The 23,722-nt window shown below is 71.5% G+C and carries 19 protein-coding genes and 1 pseudogene; 10 read left to right on the forward strand and 10 right to left on the reverse strand.

Going from position 1 to position 23,722, the window contains the following annotated elements; translation table 11 throughout:
* Nucleotides 1-4: 4 nt before the first annotated feature.
* The 7 genes from cysC (at nt 5) to IG90_RS0131930 (ending at nt 6,925) form a co-directional block, all read left to right on the forward strand.
* Complete coding sequence (gene cysC, locus IG90_RS0131900; RefSeq protein WP_030592434.1) at nt 5-550, forward strand: adenylyl-sulfate kinase; 546 nt, start codon at nt 5-7, stop codon at nt 548-550.
* A complete protein-coding gene (gene cysD / locus IG90_RS0131905) occupies nt 547-1,482 on the forward strand; it encodes a sulfate adenylyltransferase subunit CysD (RefSeq protein ID WP_030592436.1) in 936 nt (311 codons plus the stop codon). The genes cysC and cysD overlap by 4 nt, the downstream gene beginning before the upstream one ends.
* Nucleotides 1,483-1,683: 201 nt before the next feature.
* Nucleotides 1,684-3,030, forward strand: a complete 1,347-nt coding sequence (locus IG90_RS0131910; protein WP_030592438.1) for a sulfate adenylyltransferase subunit 1 — start codon at nt 1,684-1,686, stop codon at nt 3,028-3,030.
* Nucleotides 3,031-3,297: 267 nt separating this feature from the next.
* Nucleotides 3,298-4,413, forward strand: a complete 1,116-nt coding sequence (locus IG90_RS0131915; RefSeq protein WP_030592440.1) for an aliphatic sulfonate ABC transporter substrate-binding protein — start codon at nt 3,298-3,300, stop codon at nt 4,411-4,413.
* A gap of 46 nt (nt 4,414-4,459) precedes the next feature.
* Entirely contained in the window at nt 4,460-5,251 is a 792-nt protein-coding gene (locus IG90_RS0131920; RefSeq protein WP_030592442.1) for an ABC transporter ATP-binding protein, read from the forward strand.
* Complete coding sequence (locus IG90_RS0131925; protein ID WP_030592444.1) at nt 5,238-6,164, forward strand: ABC transporter permease; 927 nt, start codon at nt 5,238-5,240, stop codon at nt 6,162-6,164. The genes IG90_RS0131920 and IG90_RS0131925 overlap by 14 nt, the downstream gene beginning before the upstream one ends.
* 8 nt (nt 6,165-6,172) lie before the next feature.
* Nucleotides 6,173-6,925 (forward strand): sirohydrochlorin chelatase, encoded by a 753-nt coding sequence (locus IG90_RS0131930; protein ID WP_030592446.1) that lies wholly within the window; start codon nt 6,173-6,175, stop codon nt 6,923-6,925.
* A 13-nt stretch (nt 6,926-6,938) separates the two neighbouring features.
* On the opposite strand, the gene IG90_RS0131935 is transcribed toward IG90_RS0131930, so the two are convergent.
* The 7 genes and pseudogenes from IG90_RS0131935 to IG90_RS0131965 all read right to left on the reverse strand — a co-directional run bounded on the left by IG90_RS0131935 (nt 6,939) and on the right by IG90_RS0131965 (nt 14,815).
* Nucleotides 6,939-7,556: a mycothiol-dependent nitroreductase Rv2466c family protein gene (locus IG90_RS0131935; protein ID WP_030592449.1), complete on the reverse strand. Its 618-nt coding sequence runs from the start codon at nt 7,554-7,556 to the stop codon at nt 6,939-6,941.
* A gap of 284 nt (nt 7,557-7,840) precedes the next feature.
* Nucleotides 7,841-8,389 (reverse strand): DUF1697 domain-containing protein, encoded by a 549-nt coding sequence (locus tag IG90_RS0131940; protein ID WP_030592452.1) that lies wholly within the window; start codon nt 8,387-8,389, stop codon nt 7,841-7,843.
* Between the two features lie 208 nt (nt 8,390-8,597).
* The gene (locus IG90_RS0131945) at nt 8,598-9,800 is read right to left on the reverse strand and encodes a S8 family peptidase (protein WP_030592455.1); all 1,203 of its coding nucleotides are present in this window, start codon (nt 9,798-9,800) and stop codon (nt 8,598-8,600) included.
* 568 nt (nt 9,801-10,368) lie between these two features.
* Nucleotides 10,369-11,626, reverse strand: a pseudogene (gene mgt / locus IG90_RS0131950) (macrolide-inactivating glycosyltransferase).
* Entirely contained in the window at nt 11,623-12,921 is a 1,299-nt protein-coding gene (locus tag IG90_RS0131955) for an ABC transporter substrate-binding protein (RefSeq protein WP_030592461.1), read from the reverse strand. Before IG90_RS0131955 ends, mgt begins: the two are co-directional and overlap by 4 nt.
* Nucleotides 12,921-13,790 (reverse strand): carbohydrate ABC transporter permease, encoded by an 870-nt coding sequence (locus IG90_RS0131960; protein WP_030592464.1) that lies wholly within the window; start codon nt 13,788-13,790, stop codon nt 12,921-12,923. Before IG90_RS0131960 ends, IG90_RS0131955 begins: the two co-directional genes overlap by 1 nt.
* Before the next feature lie 11 nt (nt 13,791-13,801).
* The gene (locus IG90_RS0131965) at nt 13,802-14,815 is read right to left on the reverse strand and encodes a carbohydrate ABC transporter permease (RefSeq protein WP_030592466.1); all 1,014 of its coding nucleotides are present in this window, start codon (nt 14,813-14,815) and stop codon (nt 13,802-13,804) included.
* A 142-nt stretch (nt 14,816-14,957) separates the two neighbouring features.
* On the opposite strand from IG90_RS0131965, the gene IG90_RS0131970 reads away from it, so the two are divergent.
* Nucleotides 14,958-15,824, forward strand: a complete 867-nt coding sequence (locus IG90_RS0131970) for a phosphotransferase enzyme family protein (RefSeq protein WP_030592469.1) — start codon at nt 14,958-14,960, stop codon at nt 15,822-15,824.
* Between the two features lie 53 nt (nt 15,825-15,877).
* Here the strand turns inward: IG90_RS0131970 and IG90_RS0131975 are convergent, their stop codons facing one another.
* From IG90_RS0131975 to IG90_RS0131985, 3 genes are all read right to left on the reverse strand, one after another.
* Entirely contained in the window at nt 15,878-16,330 is a 453-nt protein-coding gene (locus IG90_RS0131975; RefSeq protein ID WP_030592472.1) for a hypothetical protein, read from the reverse strand.
* A gap of 118 nt (nt 16,331-16,448) precedes the next feature.
* A complete protein-coding gene (locus IG90_RS0131980) occupies nt 16,449-17,162 on the reverse strand; it encodes a 3'-5' exonuclease (protein ID WP_030592476.1) in 714 nt (237 codons plus the stop codon).
* 141 nt (nt 17,163-17,303) lie between these two features.
* Complete coding sequence (locus IG90_RS0131985; protein ID WP_030592480.1) at nt 17,304-18,539, reverse strand: SAV2148 family HEPN domain-containing protein; 1,236 nt, start codon at nt 18,537-18,539, stop codon at nt 17,304-17,306.
* A gap of 395 nt (nt 18,540-18,934) precedes the next feature.
* On the opposite strand from IG90_RS0131985, the gene glgX reads away from it, so the two are divergent.
* Both glgX and treY read left to right on the forward strand, forming a co-directional pair.
* Nucleotides 18,935-21,064: a glycogen debranching protein GlgX gene (gene glgX / locus IG90_RS0131990; protein ID WP_030592483.1), complete on the forward strand. Its 2,130-nt coding sequence runs from the start codon at nt 18,935-18,937 to the stop codon at nt 21,062-21,064.
* A gap of 246 nt (nt 21,065-21,310) precedes the next feature.
* On the forward strand, nt 21,311-23,689 hold the full coding sequence (gene treY, locus IG90_RS0131995; protein ID WP_030592486.1) for a malto-oligosyltrehalose synthase: 2,379 nt from the start codon (nt 21,311-21,313) through the stop codon (nt 23,687-23,689).
* Nucleotides 23,690-23,722 lie beyond the last annotated feature (33 nt).

Here is a 23,722-nt window from a genome sequence, read left to right on the forward strand (position 1 = left end):
TTCGATGAGCGTGACGGAGACGGGAGCCACGATCTGGCTGACCGGTCTGCCGAGCGCGGGCAAGACCACCATCGCGTACGAGCTGGCGGGCCGGCTGCGGACCGAGGGCCACCGGGTGGAGGTGCTCGACGGCGACGAGATCCGCGAGTTCCTCTCCGCGGGCCTCGGCTTCTCCCGCGAGGACCGGCACACCAACGTGGCCCGGATCGGCTTCGTCGCCGAACTGCTCGCGGCCAACGGCGTGAAGGTGCTGGTCCCCGTCATCGCCCCGTTCGCCGACAGCCGCGAGGCGGTCCGGGGGCGGCACGCCGCCGAGTCCACCACCTATCTGGAGGTGCACGTCGCGACGCCCGTCGAGGTGTGCTCCGTACGCGATGTGAAGGGGCTGTACGCCAAGCAGGCGGCCGGCGAACTCACCGGTCTCACCGGGGTCGACGACCCCTACGAGGCCCCCGAATCGCCCGACCTGCGGATCGAGTCGCACCAGCAGACCGTGCAGGAGTCCGCAGCGGCGCTCCACGCGCTGCTCACCGAGAGGGGCCTGGCGTGAGCACCGTCGCCACCGTGCCGGAAGGCACCGTCAACCCGTACGCGCTCAGCCACCTGGACTCCCTGGAGTCGGAGGCGGTCCACATCTTCCGCGAGGTGGCGGGTGAGTTCGAGCGGCCGGTGATCCTGTTCTCCGGCGGCAAGGACTCCATCGTGATGCTGCACCTGGCGCTCAAGGCGTTCGCGCCCGCGCCGGTGCCGTTCACGCTGCTGCACGTGGACACCGGGCACAACTTCCCCGAGGTCCTGGAGTACCGCGACCGTACGGTGAAGAAGCACGGGCTGCGGCTGCACGTCGCCTCCGTGCAGGAGTACATCGACGCCGGGAAGCTCCGCGAGCGCCCCGACGGCACCCGTAACCCGCTCCAGACCGTCCCGCTCACCGAGGCGATCCAGCAGCACCGCTTCGACGCCGTGTTCGGCGGCGGGCGGCGCGACGAGGAGAAGGCGCGCGCCAAGGAGCGGGTCTTCTCGCTGCGCGACGAGTTCTCGCAGTGGGACCCGCGCCGCCAGCGCCCCGAGCTGTGGCAGCTGTACAACGGCCGGCACGCCCCCGGCGAGCACGTCCGGGTCTTCCCGATCTCCAACTGGACCGAGCTGGACGTCTGGCAGTACATCGAGCGCGAGGGCATCGAACTCCCGGAGATCTACTTCGCCCACGAGCGCGAGGTCTTCGACCGCAACGGCATGTGGCTGACGGCGGGTCACTGGGGCGGGCCCAAGGAGCACGAGTCGACCGAGACCCGTCTGGTGCGCTACCGCACGGTCGGCGACATGTCCTGCACCGGGGCCGTCGACTCCGACGCCACCACGCTGGACGCCGTGATCACCGAGATCGCCGCCTCCCGGCTCACCGAGCGGGGCGCGACCCGCGCCGACGACAAGATGTCCGAGGCCGCGATGGAAGACCGCAAGCGCGAGGGGTACTTCTGAGGCCTCTCGTGCGGATCATGCCGGGCTCGCGTGCCCTGGCACCGCACCTCGCCGCGCTGTCGTCACCCGCCATGGCTCCTTCCCCACGCTCTCGGCTCCGCTCGAGCAGGGGAGGCCCCGTCCGACTCCCTCCTCCGCCTTGCGATGCACGGCGCCAGACCCCGCTCCCTGATCCGGCCTGATCCGCACGAGAGGCCCACCATGACCACACCCATCCTGTCGGCCGAGCAGTTGTCGGCCACCACCCTGCTGCGGTTCGCCACGGCCGGGTCGGTCGACGACGGCAAGTCCACCCTCGTGGGACGTCTGCTGCACGACTCCAAGTCGATCCTCACCGACCAGCTGGAGGCCGTCGAGCAGGCCTCGCTGAACCGTGGTCAGGAGGCGCCGGACCTGGCACTGCTGACCGACGGGCTGCGGGCCGAGCGCGAGCAGGGGATCACCATCGACGTGGCCTACCGCTACTTCGCCACCGCCCGGCGGCGGTTCATCCTCGCGGACACCCCGGGCCACGTGCAGTACACCCGCAACATGGTGACCGGCGCCTCCACGGCCGAGCTGGCCGTGGTCCTGGTCGACGCCCGCAACGGCGTAGTCGAGCAGACCCGCCGGCACGCCGCGGTCGCCGCGCTGCTGCGCGTCCCGCACGTGGTGCTGGCGGTCAACAAGATGGACCTGGTCGACTACGCGGAGCCCGTGTTCGCCGCCATAGCAGAGGAGTTCACCGCGTACGCCGCCTCGCTCGGCGTCCCGGAGATCACCGCGATCCCGATCTCGGCGCTGGCCGGGGACAACGTGGTGGAACCGTCCGCGCACATGGACTGGTACGGCGGGCCGACCGTCCTGGAGCACCTGGAGACGGTGCCGGTCAGCCATGACCTCACCGCCTGCCACGCGCGCTTCCCCGTGCAGTACGTGATCCGCCCGCAGAGCGCCGAGCACCCCGACTACCGGGGTTACGCCGGTCAGATCGCGGCCGGGGTGTTCCGGGTCGGCGAGGCCGTCTCCGTACTCCCCTCGGGGCGCACCACCACGATCGCGGGCATCGACGCTTTCGGCGACAGCGTCGACATCGCGTGGGCGCCGCAGTCGGTGACGATCCGGCTGGCCGACGACATCGACATCTCACGCGGCGACCTGATCGCCCCGGCCGACGACTCCCCCGCCATCACAAGGGACGTCGAGGCGACCGTCTGCCACGTGGCCGACCAGCCGCTCTCGGTGGGCCAGCGGGTGCTGCTCAAGCACACCACCCGCACCGTCAAGGCGATCGTCAAGGACATCCCCTCGCGGCTCACCCTGGACGACCTCTCCCAGCACCCGGCCCCCGGGCAGCTGGTCGCCAACGACATCGGCCGGGTCGTCGTGCGCACCGCCGAGCCGCTCGCGCTCGACGCGTACGCCGACTCCCGGCGCACCGGTTCGTTCCTGCTGATCGACCCGGCGGACGGTACGACGCTGAGCGCCGGCATGGCGGGCGCCTCGTTCGCCGCGGTCGCCGAAGCCGCGGCCGGGAGCGCCGCCGACGACGCCGAGTGGGACTTCTGATGGCCACCGATTTCTTCTCCACCTCCGCGAAGGAGGGCGGCCGGGCGGGCAGCGGCGCCCTCGGGAGGGGGCGCCCCCCGCTCGAACGAATTCGAGAGCTTGGGGGAGGTCAGGGCGGGGTCGGGCGATGTGCGTGATGACGTACGCGCACTGCTCGCGCGCCCTCCCGCACCGTCCGTACCGCCGAAGACCTGCCGACCTCCCGGCCACGCCCCCCTGACCAGCCAGCGGGACGTGAGCACCGGGCCGACGAGAGGAAAGCCTCCCGTGCCTGCCCCCCGTTCCACCCCTCGCCGCGGCCTCGCCGCCGTCGCCGCCCTGCCGCTGATCGCCCTGGCGGCCACCGCATGCGGCTACGGTTCCCAGGCGGAGGGCGACGGCGCCCGGAAGGCGAACGTCTCCGCCCGAGGGAAGAAGCTCTCCTCCGACACCGTGAGGATCGGCTACTTCCCGAACCTCACGCACGCCACCGCCCTGGTCGGTATCCGGGAAGGCACCATCCAGAAGGAACTGGGCGGTACCCGGGTCGAGTCCACGACCTTCAACGCGGGCCCCTCGGAGATCGAGGCGCTGAACGCCGGGTCCATCGACATCGGTTTCATCGGCCCCTCGCCCTCCATCAACGGCTACGCCAGGTCCCAGGGCAAGGGCCTGCGGATCATCTCCGGTTCGGCCTCCGGCGGGGTGAAGCTGGTCGTGGACCCGGACCGGATCAAGACCCTGGACGACCTCAAGGGCAAGAAGATCGCCACCCCGCAGCTCGGCAACACCCAGGACGTGGCCTTCCTCGACTGGATCTCCGAGCAGGGCTGGCAGGTCGACGCCCAGAGCGGCAAGGGCGATGTCTCCGTGGTCCGCTCGGACAACAAGGTGACGCCGGGCGCCTACACGTCCGGTGACCTGGACGGCGCGTGGGTGCCGGAGCCGACCGCCTCCAAGCTGGTCTCCGAGGGCGCGAAGGTGCTCCTCGACGAGAAGGACCTGTGGCCCGACAAGAAGTTCGTGATCACGAACATCATCGTGTCGCAGAAGTTCCTCGACGAGCACCCGGACGTCGTCGAGGCGGTGCTGAAGGGTTCGGTCGCCACCAACAGGTGGATCAACGCCAACCCCGAGGAGGCCAAGGCCTCCGCGAACAAGGCGCTGGAGACCCTGAGCGGCAAGCCGCTGCCCGAGGAGATCCTCGACCCGGCGTGGGAGTCCATCGAGATCACCGACGACCCGTTGTCCGACACGCTCAAGACGCAGGCCGGGCACGCGGTGAAGTCCGGTCTGCTCAAGGAGCCGAACCTCCAGGGCATCTACGACCTGGGCCCGCTGAACAAGGTCCTCAAGGCCGAGGGCCGGCCCGAGGTCGCCGACGCCGGTCTCGGCGTCAAGTAGCCCACCCGCCCGTACCAGGATCCAGGATTCCCAGGAGGTGACGACCATGGCGACCACCACCCTCACCAAGGCCGAGGAACGCACGGCGGTCGAGCACGCCGCCCGTCTCGCGCACGTCTCGAAGTCCTTCGCCGGACCCACGGGGCAGCAGCTCGTGCTGGACGACATCACGCTCGATGTCGCTCCGGGTGAGTTCGTCACCCTCCTGGGAGCCTCCGGGTGCGGGAAGTCGACGCTGCTGAATCTGGTGGCCGGACTCGACCGCCCGTCCGCCGGGTCCATCGAGACCCCCGGCGGGCGGCCGGCCCTGATGTTCCAGGAGCACGCCCTCTTCCCGTGGCTGACCGCGGGCAAGAACATCGAACTGGCCCTGCGGCTGCGCGGGGTACCGAAGTCGGAGCGCCGCACCGAGGCGGAGCGGCTGCTCGAACTCGTCCGGCTCGGCGGGGCCCACGGCAAGCGGGTGCACGAGCTGTCCGGCGGTATGCGGCAGCGCGTCGCGATGGCCCGCGCGCTCGCCCAGGACAGCCAACTGCTGCTGATGGACGAACCGTTCGCGGCGCTGGACGCCATCACCCGCGATGTGCTGCACGATGAACTCACCCGGATCTGGCGGGAGACGAACGCCTCGGTCCTCTTCGTCACACACAACGTGCGCGAGGCTGTACGGCTCGCGCAGCGCGTCGTGCTGCTGTCGTCCCGGCCGGGCCGGATCGCCCGGGAGTGGACGGTCGACATCGAGCAGCCGCGCCGTATCGAGGACTCCGCCGTGGCGGAGCTGTCCGTCGAGATCACCGAAGAACTGCGTGGGGAGATCCGCCGACATGGCCAGCACTGACATCACGTCGAGCCGGAAGCGGCCGGACGGGGCGGCCGGACCGGTCGGCGCGAAGTCCGACGATCTGGCGGGCCTGGAGGCCGGGCTCGACGCCCTGGACGCCGTGCAGATCCGCCGCACCCCGGTGCGCGAGGTCCTGCTGCGCAAGGTGCTGCCGCCCGTCGTGGCGGTGGCGCTGGTCCTGGTGCTCTGGGAGCTGCTGGTCCGCGCCCAGGTCACGGAGGTCTACAAGCTGCCGCCGCCGTCCGCCGTCTGGAACAGTGCGCGGGAGATGTGGCTGGCGGGCACGCTGCTGGAGGTCGTCTGGACCAGCGTCTCGCGCGGTCTGCTCGGCTTCCTGCTCGCGGTCGCCATCGGTACGCCGCTGGGGCTGCTGGTCGCCCGGGTGAGGCTGGTCCGGGCCGCGATCGGCCCGATCCTGTCCGGGCTCCAGTCGCTGCCGTCGGTCGCCTGGGTGGCCCCGGCGGTGATCTGGCTCGGCCTGAACGACCGGATGATGTTCGCGGTGATCCTGCTGGGCGCGGTGCCCTCGATCGCCAACGGGCTGGTCTCCGGCGTCGACCAGGTGCCGCCGCTGTTCCTCCGGGCGGGCCGCACCCTGGGCGCGACCGGGCTGCGCGGGACCTGGCACATCGTGCTCCCGGCGGCGCTGCCAGGCTATCTGGCGGGCCTCAAGCAGGGCTGGGCGTTCTCCTGGCGCTCGCTGATGGCCGCCGAGATCATCGCCTCGTCCCCCGAACTGGGCTTGGGACTCGGCCAGTTGCTGGAGAACGGCCGCAGCAACTTCGACATGCCCGGGATCTTCCTCTCGATCCTGCTCATCCTGTTCGTCGGCATCGCGATCGACCTGCTCGTCTTCAGTCCGCTGGAGCGGTGGGTGCTGCGCAGCCGCGGTCTCCTCATCAAGAACTGAGTCACGCCATGCCCCGTCCCGTTCTCCTCGTCATCGCCCACGGCAGCCGCGACCCGCGGCACGCCGCGACCGTGCACGCGCTCACCGAGCGGGTCCGGGCCGAGCGGCCGGGGCTGCGCGTGGAGACCGCGTTCCTGGAGTTCAACGCGCCCTCCGTGCCCCGGGTGCTGGAGCGCCTGGCCGCACAGGGCGCGGACGAGGTCGTCGCCCTGCCGCTGCTGCTCACCCGGGCGTTCCACGCCAAGACCGACATCCCGTCGGTCCTGCGCGAGGCCCGCGCCCGGCTGCCCCGGCTGCACATCCGGCAGGCCGACGTCCTCGGCCCGTCCCCGCTGCTGGGCGTCACCCTGGGGCGGCGGCTGCGGGAGGCCGGGATCCGTCCCGGCGACCTCCCCCGGACCGGGCTCGTCCTGGCCTCGGCGGGATCCACAGACCCGGAGGCGATCGCAGTGATCGCTGAAATCGCGCGGGAGCTGCGGCACACCGGTTGGTGCGCCGTGCGGCCTGCGTTCGCCTCCGCACCACTTCCCCGCACCGAGGACGCGGTGCGGGCCCTGCGCGCCGACGGCGTGGAGCGGGTGGCGGTGGCGCCGTACGTCATCGCGCCCGGCCGGCTCCCCGACCGGATCGCGGCGGGCGCCGAGGCTGCCGGGGCGGACGTGCTGGCCGATGTCCTCGGCCCCGCCCCGGAGTTGGCGCGGCTGCTGCTGGACCGGTACGACGAGGCGCGGGTGAGGGTGGGGGCGTCGCTGTCGGCGTGAGCGCCGTGGCTCCTCAGTCGTAGGACAGGCCGCCCGAGCGACCGCGCTTGAGTTCGAAGAAGCCCCGGTGGCCCGCGAGCACCCGGAAGCTGTCGAAGAGTCCGGCCGCCTCCTCACCGCGCGGGATCGCGTTCAGGACCGGCCCGAACCACACCGTGCCGTCGACGTGGATCGTCGGCGTGCCCACGTACGCGTCCTGCTCCGGGTCCTTGCCCGCGTCGTGGCTGCGCGCGACTTCCACGTCGTACGCCGTGGAGTGCGCGGCCTCCGCCAGAGCGGCGGGGAGGCCCAGTTCCGCGAGGGACGCTTCGACGGCGACGGCGAAGTCCTTCTCCTGGTGCTGGTGGATACGGGTGCCCAGCGCGGTGTAGAGGTCCCGCAGGATGCCGTCGCCGTGCGCGGCGGCCGCGGCGACGGCGACCCGGACCGGTCCGATCGACTTGTCGACCAGCTCGCGGTACCGGTCGGGCAGGTCGTTGCCCTGGTTGTGCAGATACAGGCTCATGGGCCGGAAGCGGAGGTCGAGGTCGCGCCGCTGCTCGACCTCCAGCATCCAGCGGGAGGTGATCCAGGCGAACGGGCAGGCGGGGTCGAAGTAGAAGTCGACGGTGGTGGCGTGGCGGGTGCTCATGGTTCTCACCCTAGAAAGCGATTGGCGCGGGCTCCTGGGCCAATCGGACTCCGGTCCGGTGGGCCATTCGGGGCGGCCCGGCCAGGTGCGGCGGCCGGGCGAGGAGGAGCGCTCAGGGGTGCGGCGCGGTGCGGCTGCCGGACCGGGCGCGCCACAGGGCGGCGTACGGGCCGTCCGCGTCGCGCAGTTCGTCGTGGGGGGGGGAGCTGCCAGGGCCTTTCGGCAACGCCGGAAGCGTGCGTGCCAGGGCGTGGCCGCCCGGTCAGAGGTCGCCCGACAGGCTCTCAGCCACGGGTCATCTCCACGAGCTTCGCCACGGTGTTCCAGTTACGACTGGTGGCGGTGAGGCCTCTGACGTGGCGGGGGCGTCCCAGCGCGACGGCCAGCTTGGAGCGGCCGAGCCCGTCGGGGGCGTACAGGTACAGACAGCGGTCGCCGAGCCGGAACTCCTCCGGCAGGAAGTCGCCCGCCTCCAGGTCCGCGAAGCGGTCCGCGTCCACGGGCCGGTCGTAGTAGGTGACGTGGAGTTGCTTGCCCTCCAGGTCGGCGGCGGGGAAGGGGCAGGCGTCGGCGACGGCGGCGAGATAGCCGGCGTCGCGCACTAGGCAGTCGACGGCGAATCCGAACCGTTCGTGCAGGGCCTGCTCCAGGGCGGCGGCCAGGGCGTCCTCGTCGTCGCCGTCGCTCCGGAAGACGGCGTTGCCGCTCTGCAGATAGGTGGCGATGCCGGTGTGTCCCAGTTCGGTGAGGACGGTGCGCAGTTCGGGCATCGGGACCCTCTTGCCGCCGCTCACGTTGATCCCCCGCAGCAGCGCCGCGTACGTCGTCGTCATGGCCACCCACCCTAGGGCCTGACGTCGCTTCGGGCCGACACGCTGCCCGGCGCGATCCGTGGCGGGGCGATCGCGGGTCCCCTTCGGCCTGCCCGCACGGCGCAGCCGCCACGCCCCGTGGGGGAGAGCGCGGCGGCTGCTGTGCGCGGGGGCCGGGCGGCGGTGGTACGTGCCCACCGCCGCCCGGCGTCCGGTCGGAACCGGGGTGCTACTCGACGACCTTGAGGAGCAGGTTCGCCGTGCCTTCGGTGGCGTTGCTGATGGCGTCCGGGGTGGCTCCCTCGGTGAGCGCCGTGGCGACCGCCTCCGGGGTGGCGTCCTGGTGGCCCGCCAGGTAGACGGCGGCCGCGCCGACGACGTGCGGGGTGGCCATGGACGTACCGGAGATCGTGTTGGTGCCGGTGTCGCTGTCGATCCAGGTGGACGTGATGTCCGAGCCCGGGGCGTAGATGTCCACGATCGAACCGTAGTTGGAGAACGACGACTGCTCGTCGGCGTCCGTGGACGAGGCGACGGTGATCGCCTCGGGGACACGGGCGGGCGAGCCCTGGCCGGCGTCGCTGGACTCGTTCCCGGCGGCCACGCCGAAGGTGATGCCCGCGGCGATGGCCTTCTGGACGGCCTCGTCGAGAGCCGGGTCGGCCCCGCCACCGAGGCTCATGTTGGCGACGGACGGACCCTTGGCGTTGGCGGCGACCCAGTCGATCCCGGCGATGACCTGCTCGGTGGTGCCCGAGCCGTTGTCGTCCAGGACGCGGACGGCCACGATGTTCGCCTTCTTGGCGACGCCGTGCGCGGCCCCGGCTATGGTGCCCGCCACGTGGGTGCCGTGCCCGTTGCCGTCGTCGGCGTCGTCGTCGTTGTCCACGGCGTCGAAGCCCGAGGTGGCCCGGCCCTCGAAGTCCTCGTGGGTGACACGGACACCGGTGTCGATGACGTACGCGGTGACGCCCTCGCCGGCGGCGTCCGGGTAGGTGTAGGCGTTGTCGCCCGCGGTCTCGGTCTGGTCGATCCGGTCCAGACCCCACGACGGCGGGTTGTCCTGGGTGGCGTCGATGCTGAACTTCTTGTTCTGCACCACTTTGGCGACGGCGGGGTCGGCGGCGAGGCGCTTGGCCTCGGTCTCCGAAAGGCCGCTGGCGGAGAAGCCGTTGATGCTGGAGGAGTAGTTGCGCTTGAGCTTGCCGCCGTACTCCTCGGCGAGCTTGGACTTGTCGGCCTTCTTCTCGTCCAGCATCACGATGTAGCTGCCGGACACCGCGGTCGCGGCGTCCGCGCCGTAGACCGTGCCCATGGGAGCCGGTGCGGCTCCCGCGAACGAGGTACCGAGAAGGGTGACTCCGGCGGCGGCCGCCACGGCGGTGATCGCGGCGGTCAGCTTGATGCGACGGGTGCGCTGGTGCTTGGCCATGAAGAGGCAGCTCCTCGTCATTCTTTGTGGGGGGATTGACCCTCGGCCGGAAGATCTCCGGGGGCTGGCTCGAAACCCTGACCGATTGACGAGCGCAGATCAAGGCCTTCATGGAGGTGTGACTTGCTCAACAAGGTTTCGCAATAGGAAATCAGCCATGGCTGGTCACAAGGTGCGTGAAGGACCGACAGGCATCCGGCTCGCCCGGACAGACCGGCGAAGAGCAGCTCCGAGAGACCGCCTCCACCCGGCATACCGCCTGCTCAGAGCCGCCTTCACGGCGTCGGACACCGCCCGTCGGGCCGTCACCCGCACCCCACCTGAGGCCCTTGAGGCAGATGTGACCATGCGTGAAGACACGTGAAGGCCCGTGAAGGTGTGCGCGAGAGGGGTGAACACCCGGCCCCGGGTGTGAAATCGCAAGGGTGTGCGTGCAGATGCGCCGACCGGACCCGGCGTCACATCGGCCTCACAGAAAGGGAACAAAGGCGTTCCGCCCCACGAAACCGCTGGCCGCGGCACGTGGGGCGGGACGGAGAACGTCCGGATACCATTCAGGCGGATCCGCTCAGCGCGACAGCTCCGCCTCGATGAGGTCGGCGGCCCGCGGAGTGCCGCCCTCCCGGGCCATCTGCTCACTCAGGCGCCCGCACCGGGCGGCCACTTCGGGGTCGTCCACGAGGGCGAGCACGGCCTCGCGCAGACTCGCGGCGTCGGCCTCCTCCATCGGCAGGTGCCGGGCCACCCCCAGCGACCGGAGCATGTCCGCGTTGCCGAACTGGTCGACGGCCTGCGGGACGGCGACCATCGGGGTGCCGGTGGCGAGCCCCTCCTGACTGCCGCCCGCGCCGGCGTGGGTGATGAAGGCGTCGGCCTGCTTGAGGACGGCCAGTTGCGGCACCCAGGTGCGTACCTCCACGTTGCCGGGTACGTCACCGAGTTCGGCGGGATCGACGTGCGCGCCGATCTGGAGCACCACATGCCAGCCGGGCAGGCCGCCGAAGGCTTCGACGCACTCCTGGTAGAAGGCGGGCTGCTTGGTGAACGAGGAGCCGAGCGAGACCAGCAGCACCTTCTCCGCACCGGACGGCCGGGCCCACTCACCCTGGTCCGCGCGGTCGCCCTGGCAGGCGCCGACGAAGGTGTACATCTCACGGTTCACCCGGTCCGCGTTCGGCTGGAGCGCCTCGGGGATCAGGACGAGGCCGCGGCGCGGACGGGCCACGAAGTCGTCGCTGGAGACATGGCCGAGGCCGTTCCCGGCGAGCCAGTCGTCGAAGCGCGCGTAGTACGCCCTGCCGCGCTCGGTCCGCTTCAGCTCGGCGGCCATCGGCTCCCCGACCTCCTCCTCGTACCCGTCCCAGGGGACCAGGTTGGGCCAGAGGGAGACGGCGGGGACGCCCCAGCGGTGGGCGAGGACCCGGGCGGGATAGGAGGTGATGTCGTGCAGGACGAGGTCGGGCTCGTCGCCCGCGAAGGCCTCGACAAGCTGCGGGAGCGCCTGGATGGCGTCGTTCAGGAAGGGTTCGATGTTGTCGATCAGCTCGGTGCCCCAGGCTTCGGGGTCCTCGTCGGTCGGCAGGGTGGAGGTGTAGATCACGGGCTCGGCGCCGGTGGCGGCGACCTTCTCGGCGAAGGAGGCCGGGATGGCGTAGCTGACACGGTGTCCACGGTCGACGAGTTCGCGGATGACGTCGAGACTCGGGTTCACATGTCCGTGGGCGGCGATGGAGAACATGGCGATGTGGGCACGCGGGGATTCCGTCATGCCGCCCACCGTAGGCGAGACGATACGTCTCGTGCAATTTCTTTCGGTTCGGGCTCAGCGCTGGTAGCGGGCCAGCACCCGATTCCCGTCGGCCACCAGCCGTCTGCTCAGCCCGTCGGCGTCGATCGCGCCGCTGTAGTACTCCTGGAGCGCGGGGGTCGCCACCTTGTCCTTCCACTCGGGATAGCCCCGCACCGACTGGGCCGGCGCCGGCCGCAGCCCTTGGGCGAGCGCGGTGCCGACGGCCCAGCCGTGCTCGGCGGTACGCAGCGACGGATCGGCCAGCGCCTCCGTCCCGGTCGGCAGCATCCAGTCCCCGCGCGCCAGGCGCACCATGTTCGGCGGCCGCAGCAGGAAGTCGATGAACGCGACGGCTTCCTTCTTGTGCGGGCTCTCCTCGGCGACCGACAGCGTCTGCGGGCTCACGCCCTGGACCGCGCCGCCCGCGCCCGCCGGCATCGGCAGGACGGTCCAGTCGAACCCTTCGGGGGCCTGCTGGATGACCTGCTGACGGTACGAGAACCCGAGCGGGAGCATCGCGTACTTGCCGCCGAAGAACCCGGGCAGCGCGTCCGAACCGCCCATGCCCAGCGCGCTGCGGGCCGCGCTGCCGTCGGTGTTGACCTGGTCGCGGATGGTGCCGGTCACCACGCCGTCGCCCTGCTCGAAGCGCAGGACCGCCTTGCCGTCGTCGTCGCGGTGGAAGAGCTGCCCGCCGCCGGACAGGCCGAGGTTGAGGGTGACGGAGACCGGCTCCTTGAGCGGCCAGGCGATCCCGTACCGCCTCTTGCCCGTCAGCTCCTTCGTCACCTGCCGGAACTCCTGCCAGCTCCAGGGGCGCTCCGGGGTCGGGACGCGGGCGCCCGAGGCCTTCAGCAGCTTCGTGTTGGCGATCAGGACCCGGGGCTCCTGGAGGAAGGGCACCCCGTGGACGCCCTCGCCGAACGTGGTGGTGCGCCAGGACTGTTCGGGGATATCGGCCTTGAGCCGGCCGGGGAGGAAGGGGCGCAGGTCGGCGAGGTAGCCCCCGTACGCGAAGTCGGCCAGGTCGTCGGATGCGTCGTGGATGACATCGGGGGCCTCGCCGCCCTCGAAGGAGGTGAGCAGCTGGTCGTGGACGCTGTCCCAGCTGCCCTGGACGTACTCCACCTGGACGTTGGGGTGAGCGTCGTTCCACTCCTTCACCAACTGCTCGTTGGCGTCGACGGACTCCTTCTGCCAGGCCAGCGACTGGAACCTGAGCCGGATCGTGCCGTCCGCGTCCCGCCCCTCGTCGCCGCCGCCGGAGCAGCCGGTGAGCAGCAGGGCCAGTACGGCGACGGCGGTCGCCGCCCGCCGGGCCGTGGCGCGCATCAGTTCTTCACCGCCCCGGCCGTCATCCCGCCGGTGATCCGCCGCTGGATGAAGGCGAAGAGGACGAGGGAGGGCAGCGTGGCGAGGAAGGCGGCCGCGGCGAGCGGGCCGAGGTCGGCCACGCCCTCCGCGCCGAGGAAGTGGGTGAGGACGACCGGCAAGGTCTGCTTCTCCGGGGTCTTGAGCAGGACGAGCGCGAAGAAGAACTCGTTCCATGCGGTGATGAAGGCGAACAGCGCGGTGGCGACGATCCCGGGGGCGAGCAGCGGGGCGACGACCGAGACGAGGGTCCGCACCCGGCCCGCCCCGTCGACGGCGGCGGCCTCCTCCAGCTCGGCCGGCACGGCCCTTACATAACCGGCGAGCATCCACAGCGCGAAAGGCAGCGACCAGACGACGTAGACCAGGATCAGCCCCCACAGGGTGTTGATCAGATGCAGGTTCTTCAGGATCAGGAAGAGCGGAATGATCACCAGGACGAACGGGAACGCCTGGCTGACCACGACCCAGCCGGTCGCCGCGGTGGCGAGGCGCCCCCGGTGGCGGGCCATCACATAGGCCATCGGGGTGGCGATCACGACGGCGATCAGGGCCGCGCCGACGGCGGCGAGCAGGGAGTTGGCCGCGGCCTGGAGCAGCGGCTGCTCGTCGAAGGCCTGCCGGAAGTTGTCGAGTGTGGGCTGCTCGGGGATCCAGGTGGGGTGCAGCGAGCCGAGTTCGCGGGCGGGCTTGAACGCGGTCGAGATCAGCCACACGAACGGGAACGCGAGGAAGACCAGGTACGCCAGGAGGGCCAGGTACTGTGCGGCCCGCGCGGGCCCGCCGGTGCGCAGCCCGGTGGATTCGCGCCGTGCCGGCTTCTGCCCCATCGGTCCAGGCCTCATCGGTCCTCGCCTCCCCTGAGCCGGCCGACGAGATGGAGGGCCAGGAGCACGGAGATCACCGCGACCATCACACAGCCCATCGCCGCGGCGTAGCCGAACTGCCCGTAGCGGAAGGCCTCCTCGTAGGCGAAGAGCATCGGCAGCCGGGTCCGGCCGCCGGGTCCTCCGCTGGTCAGGACGTAGACCAGGGCGAAGGAGTTGAAGTTCCAGATCAGGTTGAGCGCGGAGATGGCGAGCGCGATCGGCTTCAGGGCCGGCCAGGTGACCGTACGGAAACGGCGCCAGGCGCCCGCCCCGTCCAGGGCCGCCGCCTCGTGGAGTTCGCGCGGGGTGTTCTGGAGCCCGGCGAGCAGCGCCACGGTGGTCTGCGGCATGCCCGCCCAGATGCCGACGAGGATCACGGCGGGCAGCGCGGTGGCAAGGCCGGTCAGCCAGTCCCGGCCGTCGCCGAGTCCGAGGTCGCGGATGGTCTCGTTGAGGATGCCCGCGTCCGGGTTGTAGACCAGCCGCCACATGATGCCGACGACGACCTCGGGCATCGCCCAGGGGATGATCGCCAGCGCCCGGGCCAGCCAGCGCATCCGCAGGTTCTGGTTGAGCAGCAGGGCGAGACCGAGCGCCAGGAGGAACTGCGGGACGGTGACGCCCACGGCCCAGAGCAGGCCGATCCGGAACGAATCCCAGAACAGGGTGTCGTGCAGCAGGTCCTGGAAGTTGAGGGTGCCGATCCACTGGGTGGAGCGGGTCCGGCCGGACTGCGCGTCGGTGAAGGCGAGAGCGATGCCGTAGAGGAGCGGGCCGACGCTGAGGACCAGGATCGGGATGAGCGCGGGCAGCACCAGGAACCAGGCGGCCCGGTCCCCGAACGCCTTACGTTCCGGAGGACCTGGGCGCCCCGGACGCCAGAAGCTCCGCGGGCGCCCGCCCTGTCCACCGCGCCCGTCCCGTTCGTTGCGCCCACCGTCCGGGCCGTCCGGTCCGGACCGCTTCGTCGCGGTCACCGATGTCACGAAGAAGACCCCTCTGTCCTGTATCTCACTGATGCACCTGAGGCGGACTTCATCCCGTTCCGGCTGTCCGGGAGGCCTCCGTCATCGTGCTGACGGGTCATCGGTTCGTCAAGGTGGCCTGCGGGGATGCAAAATCGCATCCATGGACGAGATGCGAGCGCGCGAGGTGCTCACGGCCGCCGGGTTCCCCGGCACGGCGGAGCTGCTCGCGCTGGGCGAGAACGCGGTCTTCGCGGCCGACGACCTGGTGATCAAGGTCGGCCGGGACGCCACCGGTCACCCCGAGCTCCGCGAGCGGGCCGAGCGGGAAGTGGCCCTGGCCGACTGGCTCGCCGCGTCCGGCGTCCGGGCCGTCCGCGCGGCCGAGCGCGGGCCCCGCCTGGTCGAGGGCCACCCCGTGACGCTGTGGCACCGGCTCCCCGACCCCGTGCGCCCCACCGAGCCGCGCGACCTCGCGCCGCTGCTCTCCCTGGTGCACGCGCTGCCCGCCCCGACGGACTTCACCCTGCCGCGCCGCGAACTGCTGGGCGGCGTGGAGCGGTGGCTGAGCCTGGCGGGAGACGCGATCGACCCGGCGGACGCCGACTACCTCCGTGAGCGCCGCGACGGCTTCGCGGCCGCGGCCGCCGCACTCGTCCCGCATCTGCCGCCGGGCCCGATCCACGGCGACGCACTCCCGCGCAACGTCCACGTCGGACCGGACGGCCCGGTCCTGGTCGACCTGGAGACGTTCTCCGCCGACCTCCGGGAACACGACCTGGTCGTCCTCGCCCTCTCCCGCGACCGCTACGGCCTCGCCCCCGCGGCCTACGACGCCTTCACCTCCGCGTACGGCTGGGACGTCCGGGAGTGGGAGGGGTGCGCGGTGCTGCGCGGCGCCCGCGAGACGGCCAGCTGCGCCTGGGTCTCCCAGCACGCCCCGGCCAATCCGAAGGCCCTCGCCGAATTCCGCCGCCGGGTGGCATCGCTGCGCGACGGGGATCCGGCGGTGCGGTGGTATCCGTTCTAGGAGGGTCTCACCCCTGGAGCATCAGCTGTAGCCCCGAAGGCGTGCGTAGGCGGTCAGGGCGCCGCCATGCGTTCGAAGGACGTGACGTTCAGCTTGAGCCCGTCGGCGTCTTTGATGACCGTGAACATCTCCCCCTTGGAGGTCTGGCCGGGCTGCACGTCGGTGACGAGCTCACTGCTGTTCGCAACCCTGGTGCCGGCGGAGTCCACGGCTTCCCAGTCCCAGGTGTACGTGGACTTCTTGCTGCTGTGGTTCTTGATCGTCCACACGACCCAGATGTCGGTCATCCCGGCCTGCGAACGATCGTCGAGCCGGAAACTGACCAGGTCCTCACGCTCACCCTTCCCGGATGGTGTCGCCTTGGGGGTGTCCTGCGAGGAGCCGGACGTCTCTTTCGGTGACTGCGCGCTGCCGTCGCCGCTGCTGTCAGCGGTGCAAGCAGTGCCGAAAGCCAGCCCAATGGCCGCTGCCACGGCGATGACGGGCGAAGAAGCACGACGGTTCATGACAGACCTCCGTGATGTGCGGCTTACCCGCACCTTCTTCTCATTCTGCCCTCGCTCTTCTCCATCGGCTCATCGGGAAAGACAGGGACATGTCCGGCACGACACCGCGGGCCAGGGCTCACCGTCCCCGCGGGATCAGCGGCCAGGACGGCTCGACGACGGCCGCCGGGTCCGCCGTGCGGCGCAGATAGGCCTGGAGCGAGGCCGACTGCTCGGCGGCCGCCCGGATCTGAAGGGCGTGCAGTTCCGCCGGCGGCAGGGTGCCGACGGGCCGGTGGCGCTCTCCCATCCGGCGCACCACGCGCACGGCGGCCACCGCGTCGGCGCTCGCGTCGTGGGCTCCGTCGAGCGTGACCCCGTAGTGGTCGCACAGCGCCTGGAGGGCCCGCTTGCCCTTGCGGTACTTGTCGACGTGCTTGTCGATCACCAGGGGGTCGATGACGGGCGAGGGCGCCCCGCCGACCCGCTCCTCGACCGACGGCAGCCCGTACCTGCGGCATTCGCGGTCCAGCAACGAGAGGTCGTAGCGCGCGTTCATCACCACCAGGGGGACGCCCGAGCGCAGCACGTCGGCGACCGCGTGGGCGATCTCCTCGACCGCGGAGGCGGCCCGCGCCCCGTGCTTGCGGGCGTGGTCGGTGCCGATGCCGTGGATCGCGGAGGCCTGTTCGGGTATGGCCACCCCCGGGTCGAGCAGCCAGGTCCGCTGCTCGGCGACCGTCCCGTCCGGGTCCAGCCGGACGAGTGCTGCGGTGACGATCCGGTCGTTCTCGACGTCGGTCCCCGTCGTCTCCAGGTCGAAGCCGACCAGTGTGCCCTGATGCCAGCTCATCCCGATACCTCCTTCGTGGTGCTCCCCCGTGGTGCTCCCCCGAGTGATGACCACCTTCGCACGGGCCACTGACAGAGCCCCGGGGGGCCCGCGGCGCACAGCCACCGGCAGAGCTTCGGGAGGCCCGCGGCGCACAGCCCGTCAGGAGACCGGGCGGGAGTCCGTCCAGACCGACTCGAACTCCTCGCGGTAGGTCTCGAAGAGACCGTGCTCGCTGTCCTGCCCCGCCCGCACCACCGTCCGCCTGCCCCCGCCGCGCAGCACCAGCACGGGTGCCTCCATGCCCCGGGCCCGGCGCAGATAGGGCTGGACGACGCCCACGGCGTCCGGTCCGTCGCCGTCCACCAGGTAGGCGGTGAAGCGCGGGGTCTCGTCGAAGACCTGGATCTCGAACGCGCCCGGGTCGCGGAGCCTGGAGCGCACCCGGCGCATGTGCAGGATGTTCATCTCCACCGAGCGGCTCAGCTCGCCCTTCTTGAGGCCGAGTTCCCGCTCGCGGCGGCGCACGGCGCTGCTGGCCGGATTGATGAACAGCAGCCGGACCCGGCAGCCCGACTCGGCGAGCCGGACGAGCCGGCGGCCGGAGAAGTTCTGGACGAGCAGGTTGAGGCCTATACCGATGGCGTCGAGCCGCCGCGCCCCGCCGAACAGGTCCTCGGCGGGCAGCTGGCGCTGGAGCCGGACCCGGTCGGGGTGGACGGAGACGACGTCCGCGTAGCGGTCGCCGACCAGCTCCTCCACAGCGTCCACCGGCAGCCGGTCGGCGGAGGGCACGCCGGCCCCGCTGCCGAGGATGTCCAGGAGCCGGGCGGAGGCACGCTCCGCCTGGGCGAGGACCGCCTCGTTCAGCGCGCGGTTGCGGGAGACGACGTTGCGCGCGACCTCCAGCTCGTCGAGGGCCAGTTCGACGTCGCGCCGGTCGTCGAAGTACGGCTCGAAGCACGGCCAGTGCTGGACCATCAGCTCGCGCAGCTGCGGCAGCGTCAGGAAGCTGAGGACGTTGTCGTCGGCCGGGTCCAGCAGATAGCCCTTGCGGCGCGAGACCTCGCGTACGGCGACGGCGCGCTGCACCCACTCCTGTCCGGCGGGTCCGGCCGCGGCCACCACCCACTCCTCGCCGTGCACCGGCTCGTAGATCGGCCGGAGCACCGCGGCGACCACGGCCCGCAGACGCTGTTCGACCAGATTCAGCCAGATATAGGCCCGCCCGGCCCGCTGGGCGCGGGTGCGGACCTCGCCCCAGGCCTCCGATCCCCAGTCCAGCTCGGCGCCTATCTCCATGGGCTGCGCGAGGGACACCGCCCCAGGCGGGGCATCGGTCGATTCCCCCTCGTGACCTGCGTCACCTGGGGGCAGCTCGAACCCTCCCGAGCTCACCCGCGTACCGCCTTCCACTCCCCCACCCAACGATCAAGGAAGGGTACTCCGGGAGCGTGATCCGACGCAGCCCGATGCGCAGGCGACTTTCTCAACTCCCTCCCATGTAAGGCTTGTTCCTTGCGGCGAGATCGGGTGGAGTGAGCTGATTCATAGCGATTGGGCCCCCTGTCCCGGGGCGGGAACCGGACGCCCACCGGGCGACGCGGCCCGGAAGCACATCCGGGGCGGCACCGGAGTGTCCGAAGTTGACCGGTCCGGCCGGGGCCCGGGCGACGGGACCCGGCCGCACCGCGCGACGTCCTAGGTGGGGGCCCGGTTTTCGGGGAGTATTCGGGGAGTATCGGGCCGAGGAAAGCCACCGCACCCGGATCAGAAGTGGAAGAGTCTTCATCATGCAGGTCTGGCCGGGACACGCTTATCCCCTCGGCGCCACGTACGACGGCGCCGGTACCAACTTCGCGGTCTTCTCCGAGGCCGCCCACCGGATCGAGTTGTGCCTCCTGCACGACGACGGTTCGGAGACGGCGGTGGAGCTCCGCGAGACCGACGCCTTCGTGCGCCACGCCTATCTGCCCGGGGTGATGCCGGGTCAGCGGTACGGCTTCAGGGTGCACGGACCCTACGAACCCCAGCGCGGGACGCGGTGCAACTCCGCGAAGCTGCTGCTGGATCCGTACGCCCGTGCGGTCGCCGGGAAGATCGACTGGGGCGAGGCGGTGTACGGCTACCACTTCGGGCGGCCGGACACCCGCAACGACCTCGACTCGGCCCCGCACACCATGAGCTCGGTGGTGGTCAACCCGTACTTCGACTGGGGCGACGACCGCCGCCCCCGGACGGACTACCACCGGACCGTCATCTACGAGGCCCATGTGAAGGGCCTGACCATGCTCCATCCGGGGCTGCCGCCGGAGCTGCGCGGTACGTACGCGGGCCTCGCGCACCCGGAGGTGATCGCCCATCTGACCGAACTGGGCGTCACCGCGATCGAACTGATGCCCGTCCACCAGTTCGTGCAGGACCACCGCCTGTCGGACATGGGGCTCACCAACTACTGGGGCTACAACACCATCGGCTTCTTCGCCCCGCACAACACCTACGCCTCCTGGGGCGACCGCGGGGAGCAGGTGCTGGAGTTCAAGCAGGCGGTGAAGGCGCTGCACCAGGCGGGCATCGAGGTCATCCTCGACGTGGTCTACAACCACACCGCCGAGGGCAACCACCTCGGGCCGACGCTCTCCTTCCGCGGCCTCGACAACGCCTCCTACTACCGGCTGACCGATGATCAGCGCTACTACATGGACACCACGGGCACCGGGAACTCGCTGCTCATGCGGTCCCCGCACGTCCTCCAGATGATCATGGACTCGCTGCGGTACTGGGTGACCGAGATGCATGTGGACGGCTTCCGCTTCGACCTCGCGGCGACGCTCGCCCGCCAGTTCCACGAGGTGGACCGGCTCTCCTCGTTCTTCGACCTGGTGCAGCAGGACCCGGTGGTAAGCCAGGTGAAGCTGATCGCCGAACCGTGGGACGTCGGCGAGGGCGGCTACCAGGTGGGCAACTTCCCGCCGCTGTGGACCGAGTGGAACGGCAAGTACCGCGACACGGTCCGCGACCTGTGGCGGGGCGAGCCGCGCACCCTGGCGGAGTTCGCCGGACGGCTCACCGGATCGTCCGACCTCTACCAGGACGACGGCCGCCGGCCGCTCGCCTCGATCAACTTCACCACCTGCCACGACGGCTTCACCCTGCACGACCTCGTCTCGTACAACGACAAACGCAACGATGCCAACGGGGAGGACAACCGGGACGGCGAGAGCCACAACCGGTCGTGGAACTGCGGTGCGGAGGGCGGGACCGACGATCCGGAGGTCCTGGAGCTGCGGGCCCGCCAGATGCGGAACTTCATCGCCACGCTGATGCTCTCGCAGGGCGTGCCGATGCTGAGCCACGGCGACGAGTTCGCCCGTACGCAGCAGGGCAACAACAACGCCTACTGCCAGGACAACGAGCTGGCCTGGGTGCACTGGCCCGATCCTGACGAGGCGGCGGACGCCCCCGCCTCGACGCTGCTGGAGTTCACCCGGGCCATGGTGTGGCTGCGCCGCGACCACCCGGTCTTCCGGCGCCGCCGCTTCTTCCACGGGCGGCCGGTGGAGGGAACCCACGACGAGCTCTCCGACATCGCCTGGTTCACCCCCGAGGGCGAGGAGATGACGCAGCAGGACTGGCAGGCGGCCCACGCCAAGGCGATGACCGTGTTCCTGAACGGTCACGCGATCTCGGAGCCGGGGCCGCGCGGCGAGCGGATCTTCGACGACTCGTTCCTGCTGATGTTCAACGCGAGTGCCGAGACGCTGGAGTTCGCCGTCCCGGTCGACCACGGGGAGCAGTGGCAGGTCGTCGTCGACACCGCGCGGCCGGACGGGGTGGAGCCGGGGACGGGGCCGAAGGTGGCCGAAGGTGAGCGGGTCCCGCTGATCGGGCGCAGCCTGACGGTGCTGAAGCGGCCCGCCTGAGAGCCTGTCGGGTGGTCTTCGACCGGAAAGCGGACGCGGCCTGGTGCGTTCGGTTCCCAGGCGCCGAGATGTCCTCGTAGCGGAGCTACCGGGGCATCTCGGCAACGCCGGAAGACGTGCGTGCCAGGGCGTGGCCGCCCGGCCAGAGGTCACCCGACAGGCTCTGAGGCCTGGCGGGCCGGGAGCAGGAGTGAGTGTTCCGCCCGGGGTGACACGGATCGCCCCGGGCGGGGTACGTAGGAGTCCATGACGCCCTCCGCCACGTACCGGCTTCAGCTCCAGCCCGACTTCCCCTTCGCCGCCGCCGAGAAGGCCGTTCCGTACCTCGCCGGGCTCGGTGTCTCGCACCTCCATCTGTCGCCCGTCCTGGAGGCGGTCCCCGGCTCCCCGCACGGGTACGACGTGGTCGACCACAGCCGGGTCCGGACGGAGCTGGGCGGTGAGGAGGGGTTGCGGTCGCTCGCCTCGGCCGCCCGGGAGCACGGGCTCGGCCTGGTCCTGGACATCGTGCCCAACCACATGGCGGCCTCGCCCCGGCACAACCGGCCGCTGCGGGAGGTGCTGCGTGAGGGCCCGGCGTCCCCGTTCGCCCGCTGGTTCGACATCGACTGGGCGGTGGGCGGCGGGCGGATCCTGCTGCCGGTGCTCGCCGGGCCGCTCGGCCGGGAGCTGGACGCCCTCTCCGTGGACGTGGGCGGGGAGGTGCTGCGCTACGGCGACCTGGAGTTCCCGCTCCGTGCGGGCACGGCGGACCTCCCGCTGCCGGAGCTGCTGGACGCCCAGCACTACCGGCTCGGCTGGTGGCGCCTGGCCCGCACCGAGCTGAACTACCGGCGGTTCTTCACCGTCTCGGAGCTGATCGGGGTCCGCGTCGAGCACCCGGAGGTCTTCGACGCCACGCACGCCAAGGTCCTCGAACTGCTCCACGACGGGGTGCTGGACGGGCTGCGCATCGACCATCCGGACGGCCTCGCCGCCCCCGCCGCCTATCTGGAGCGGCTGAACGAGGCCACCGGCGGCCGCTGGACGGTGGTGGAGAAGATCCTCACCGGCGACGAGCGTCTGCCGGCGGACTGGGCGGTCGCGGGCACCACCGGCTACGACGCGCTGCACCGGATCGACGGGCTGTTCACCGACCCGTCCGGGGCGGCGGAGCTGCTCGGCGGCTACCGGGAGTTCGCGGGCCCGCCCGGCGACCGGGGCGGCGACTGGACCGCGACGGTGCGCCGGGCCGCGTACCGGGTGGCGGCCCACGAGCTGGCCGCGGAGACCGCCTGGCTGACCCGGCTGGCCACCGGAGTCTGCGGCCGGGACCCCGCGCTGCGCGACCATGCGCCGTGGGCGCTGCGCACGGCGGTGCGTGAGCTGCTGGTGCGGATCCCGGTCTACCGTCCCTACGTCACGGCGGGCGAGCCGCCGACGGTGGTCGCCCGGGAGGCGCTGACCGACGAGGCGGTACGGGAGGCGAAGGCGGTGTTCTCCGTGCCGGAGGAGGCGGCGGCCGTCGACGTCGTACGGGATCTGGCGCTCGGGCGGCTCGGCGGCGGCGAGGACCAGGCGGCGTTCTGCGCCCGGTTCGCACAGACGGCGTCCGCGCTGCACGCCAAGTCGGTGGAGGACACGGCGTTCTACCGGTACGTTCCGCTGGCCTCGGCCACCGAGGTGGGCGGCGAACCGGGGCGTCCGGCGGTGTCGCCGGAGGAGTTCCACGCCTTCGCCGCCCGCATCGCCCGCGACCGGCCGACCACCGGCACGGTCCTGACCACGCACGACACCAAGCGCAGTGCGGACGTCCGGGCCCGGATCGCGGTGCTGACCCAGTGCCCGGAGCGGTGGGCCACGCTGGTGGCGGAGCTCACGGCGGCGACCGCCGTCGGGGCACCGGATCCACAACTGGCCTGGGCGGCCTGGCAGTCGGCGTACGGCTGCGCGGAACTGCCGGCCGATGAGCTGTCCGCGCGGCTGGAGCCGGCCCTGCTGAAGGCGGTGCGCGAGGCGGGCCTGTTCACCAGCTGGACGGAGCCGGATCCGGCGTACGAGCAGCGGGTGTCGGACTTCGTCGCCGCCGGCCCGGGCAACGGGTCGGGCCGGCCCCGGACGCTGATCACCGAGTTCGCGGACGCGCTCGCCCCGCATGTGCGCGCCCAGGTGCTGGGGGCGGCGCTGGTGCATCTGACGATGCCGGGGGTGCCGGATCTCTACCAGGGCACGGAGAGCGAGTACGTGGCCCTGGTCGACCCGGACAACCGGCGGCCGTTCCGGCGGCCCGAGGTTCCGGACGAGAAGCAGGCGCTGACGGCGACCGCGCTGAGGCTGCGGCGCGAACTGCCTGACGTGTTCGGGGAGTCGGGGACGTACGCGCCCTTGGTCGCCCGTGGTCCGGCCGCCTCCCATCTGCCGGCGTTCTGCCGGTCGGGCGAGGTGGTCACGGCGGTGACCCGTCTTTCGCTGCGGCTGGCCGAGGGCGGCGGCTGGCGGGACACGGTGCTGGAGCTGCCGGACGACGGCCGCTGGCAGGACCTGCTGTCGGCCTCGCCCGGCCGGGAGTTCGCGGGGGGCCCGGTGGCGGCGGCGGAGCTGTTCGCCGAGCGGCCGGTGGCGCTGCTGCGGCGGGTGCGGGACTGACGGGACGCCCTCCGGCCCGTCGCGGCGCGGCCC

The sequence above is a fragment of the Streptomyces anulatus genome (assembly GCF_000721175.1).
In the GTDB taxonomy this organism is placed as follows: domain Bacteria; phylum Actinomycetota; class Actinomycetes; order Streptomycetales; family Streptomycetaceae; genus Streptomyces; species Streptomyces anulatus_C.

Bases quoted from the DNA above. Each gene is read 5' to 3' on its own strand.
- cysC (WP_030592434.1), top strand. From the start codon at position 5: ATGAGCGTGACGGAGACGGGAGCCACGATCTGGCTGACCGGTCTGCCG.
- IG90_RS0131910 (WP_030592438.1), top strand. From the start codon at position 1,684: ATGACCACACCCATCCTGTCGGCCGAGCAGTTGTCGGCCACCACCCTG.
- IG90_RS0131920 (WP_030592442.1), top strand. From the start codon at position 4,460: ATGGCGACCACCACCCTCACCAAGGCCGAGGAACGCACGGCGGTCGAG.
- IG90_RS0131925 (WP_030592444.1), top strand. From the start codon at position 5,238: ATGGCCAGCACTGACATCACGTCGAGCCGGAAGCGGCCGGACGGGGCG.
- IG90_RS0131930 (WP_030592446.1), top strand. From the start codon at position 6,173: ATGCCCCGTCCCGTTCTCCTCGTCATCGCCCACGGCAGCCGCGACCCG.
- IG90_RS0131935 (WP_030592449.1), bottom strand. From the start codon at position 7,556: ATGAGCACCCGCCACGCCACCACCGTCGACTTCTACTTCGACCCCGCC.
- IG90_RS0131940 (WP_030592452.1), bottom strand. From the start codon at position 8,389: ATGACGACGACGTACGCGGCGCTGCTGCGGGGGATCAACGTGAGCGGC.
- IG90_RS0131945 (WP_030592455.1), bottom strand. From the start codon at position 9,800: ATGGCCAAGCACCAGCGCACCCGTCGCATCAAGCTGACCGCCGCGATC.
- IG90_RS0131955 (WP_030592461.1), bottom strand. From the start codon at position 12,921: ATGCGCGCCACGGCCCGGCGGGCGGCGACCGCCGTCGCCGTACTGGCC.
- IG90_RS0131960 (WP_030592464.1), bottom strand. From the start codon at position 13,790: ATGGGGCAGAAGCCGGCACGGCGCGAATCCACCGGGCTGCGCACCGGC.
- IG90_RS0131970 (WP_030592469.1), top strand. From the start codon at position 14,958: ATGGACGAGATGCGAGCGCGCGAGGTGCTCACGGCCGCCGGGTTCCCC.
- IG90_RS0131975 (WP_030592472.1), bottom strand. From the start codon at position 16,330: ATGAACCGTCGTGCTTCTTCGCCCGTCATCGCCGTGGCAGCGGCCATT.
- IG90_RS0131980 (WP_030592476.1), bottom strand. From the start codon at position 17,162: ATGAGCTGGCATCAGGGCACACTGGTCGGCTTCGACCTGGAGACGACG.
- glgX (WP_030592483.1), top strand. From the start codon at position 18,935: ATGCAGGTCTGGCCGGGACACGCTTATCCCCTCGGCGCCACGTACGAC.
- treY (WP_030592486.1), top strand. From the start codon at position 21,311: ATGACGCCCTCCGCCACGTACCGGCTTCAGCTCCAGCCCGACTTCCCC.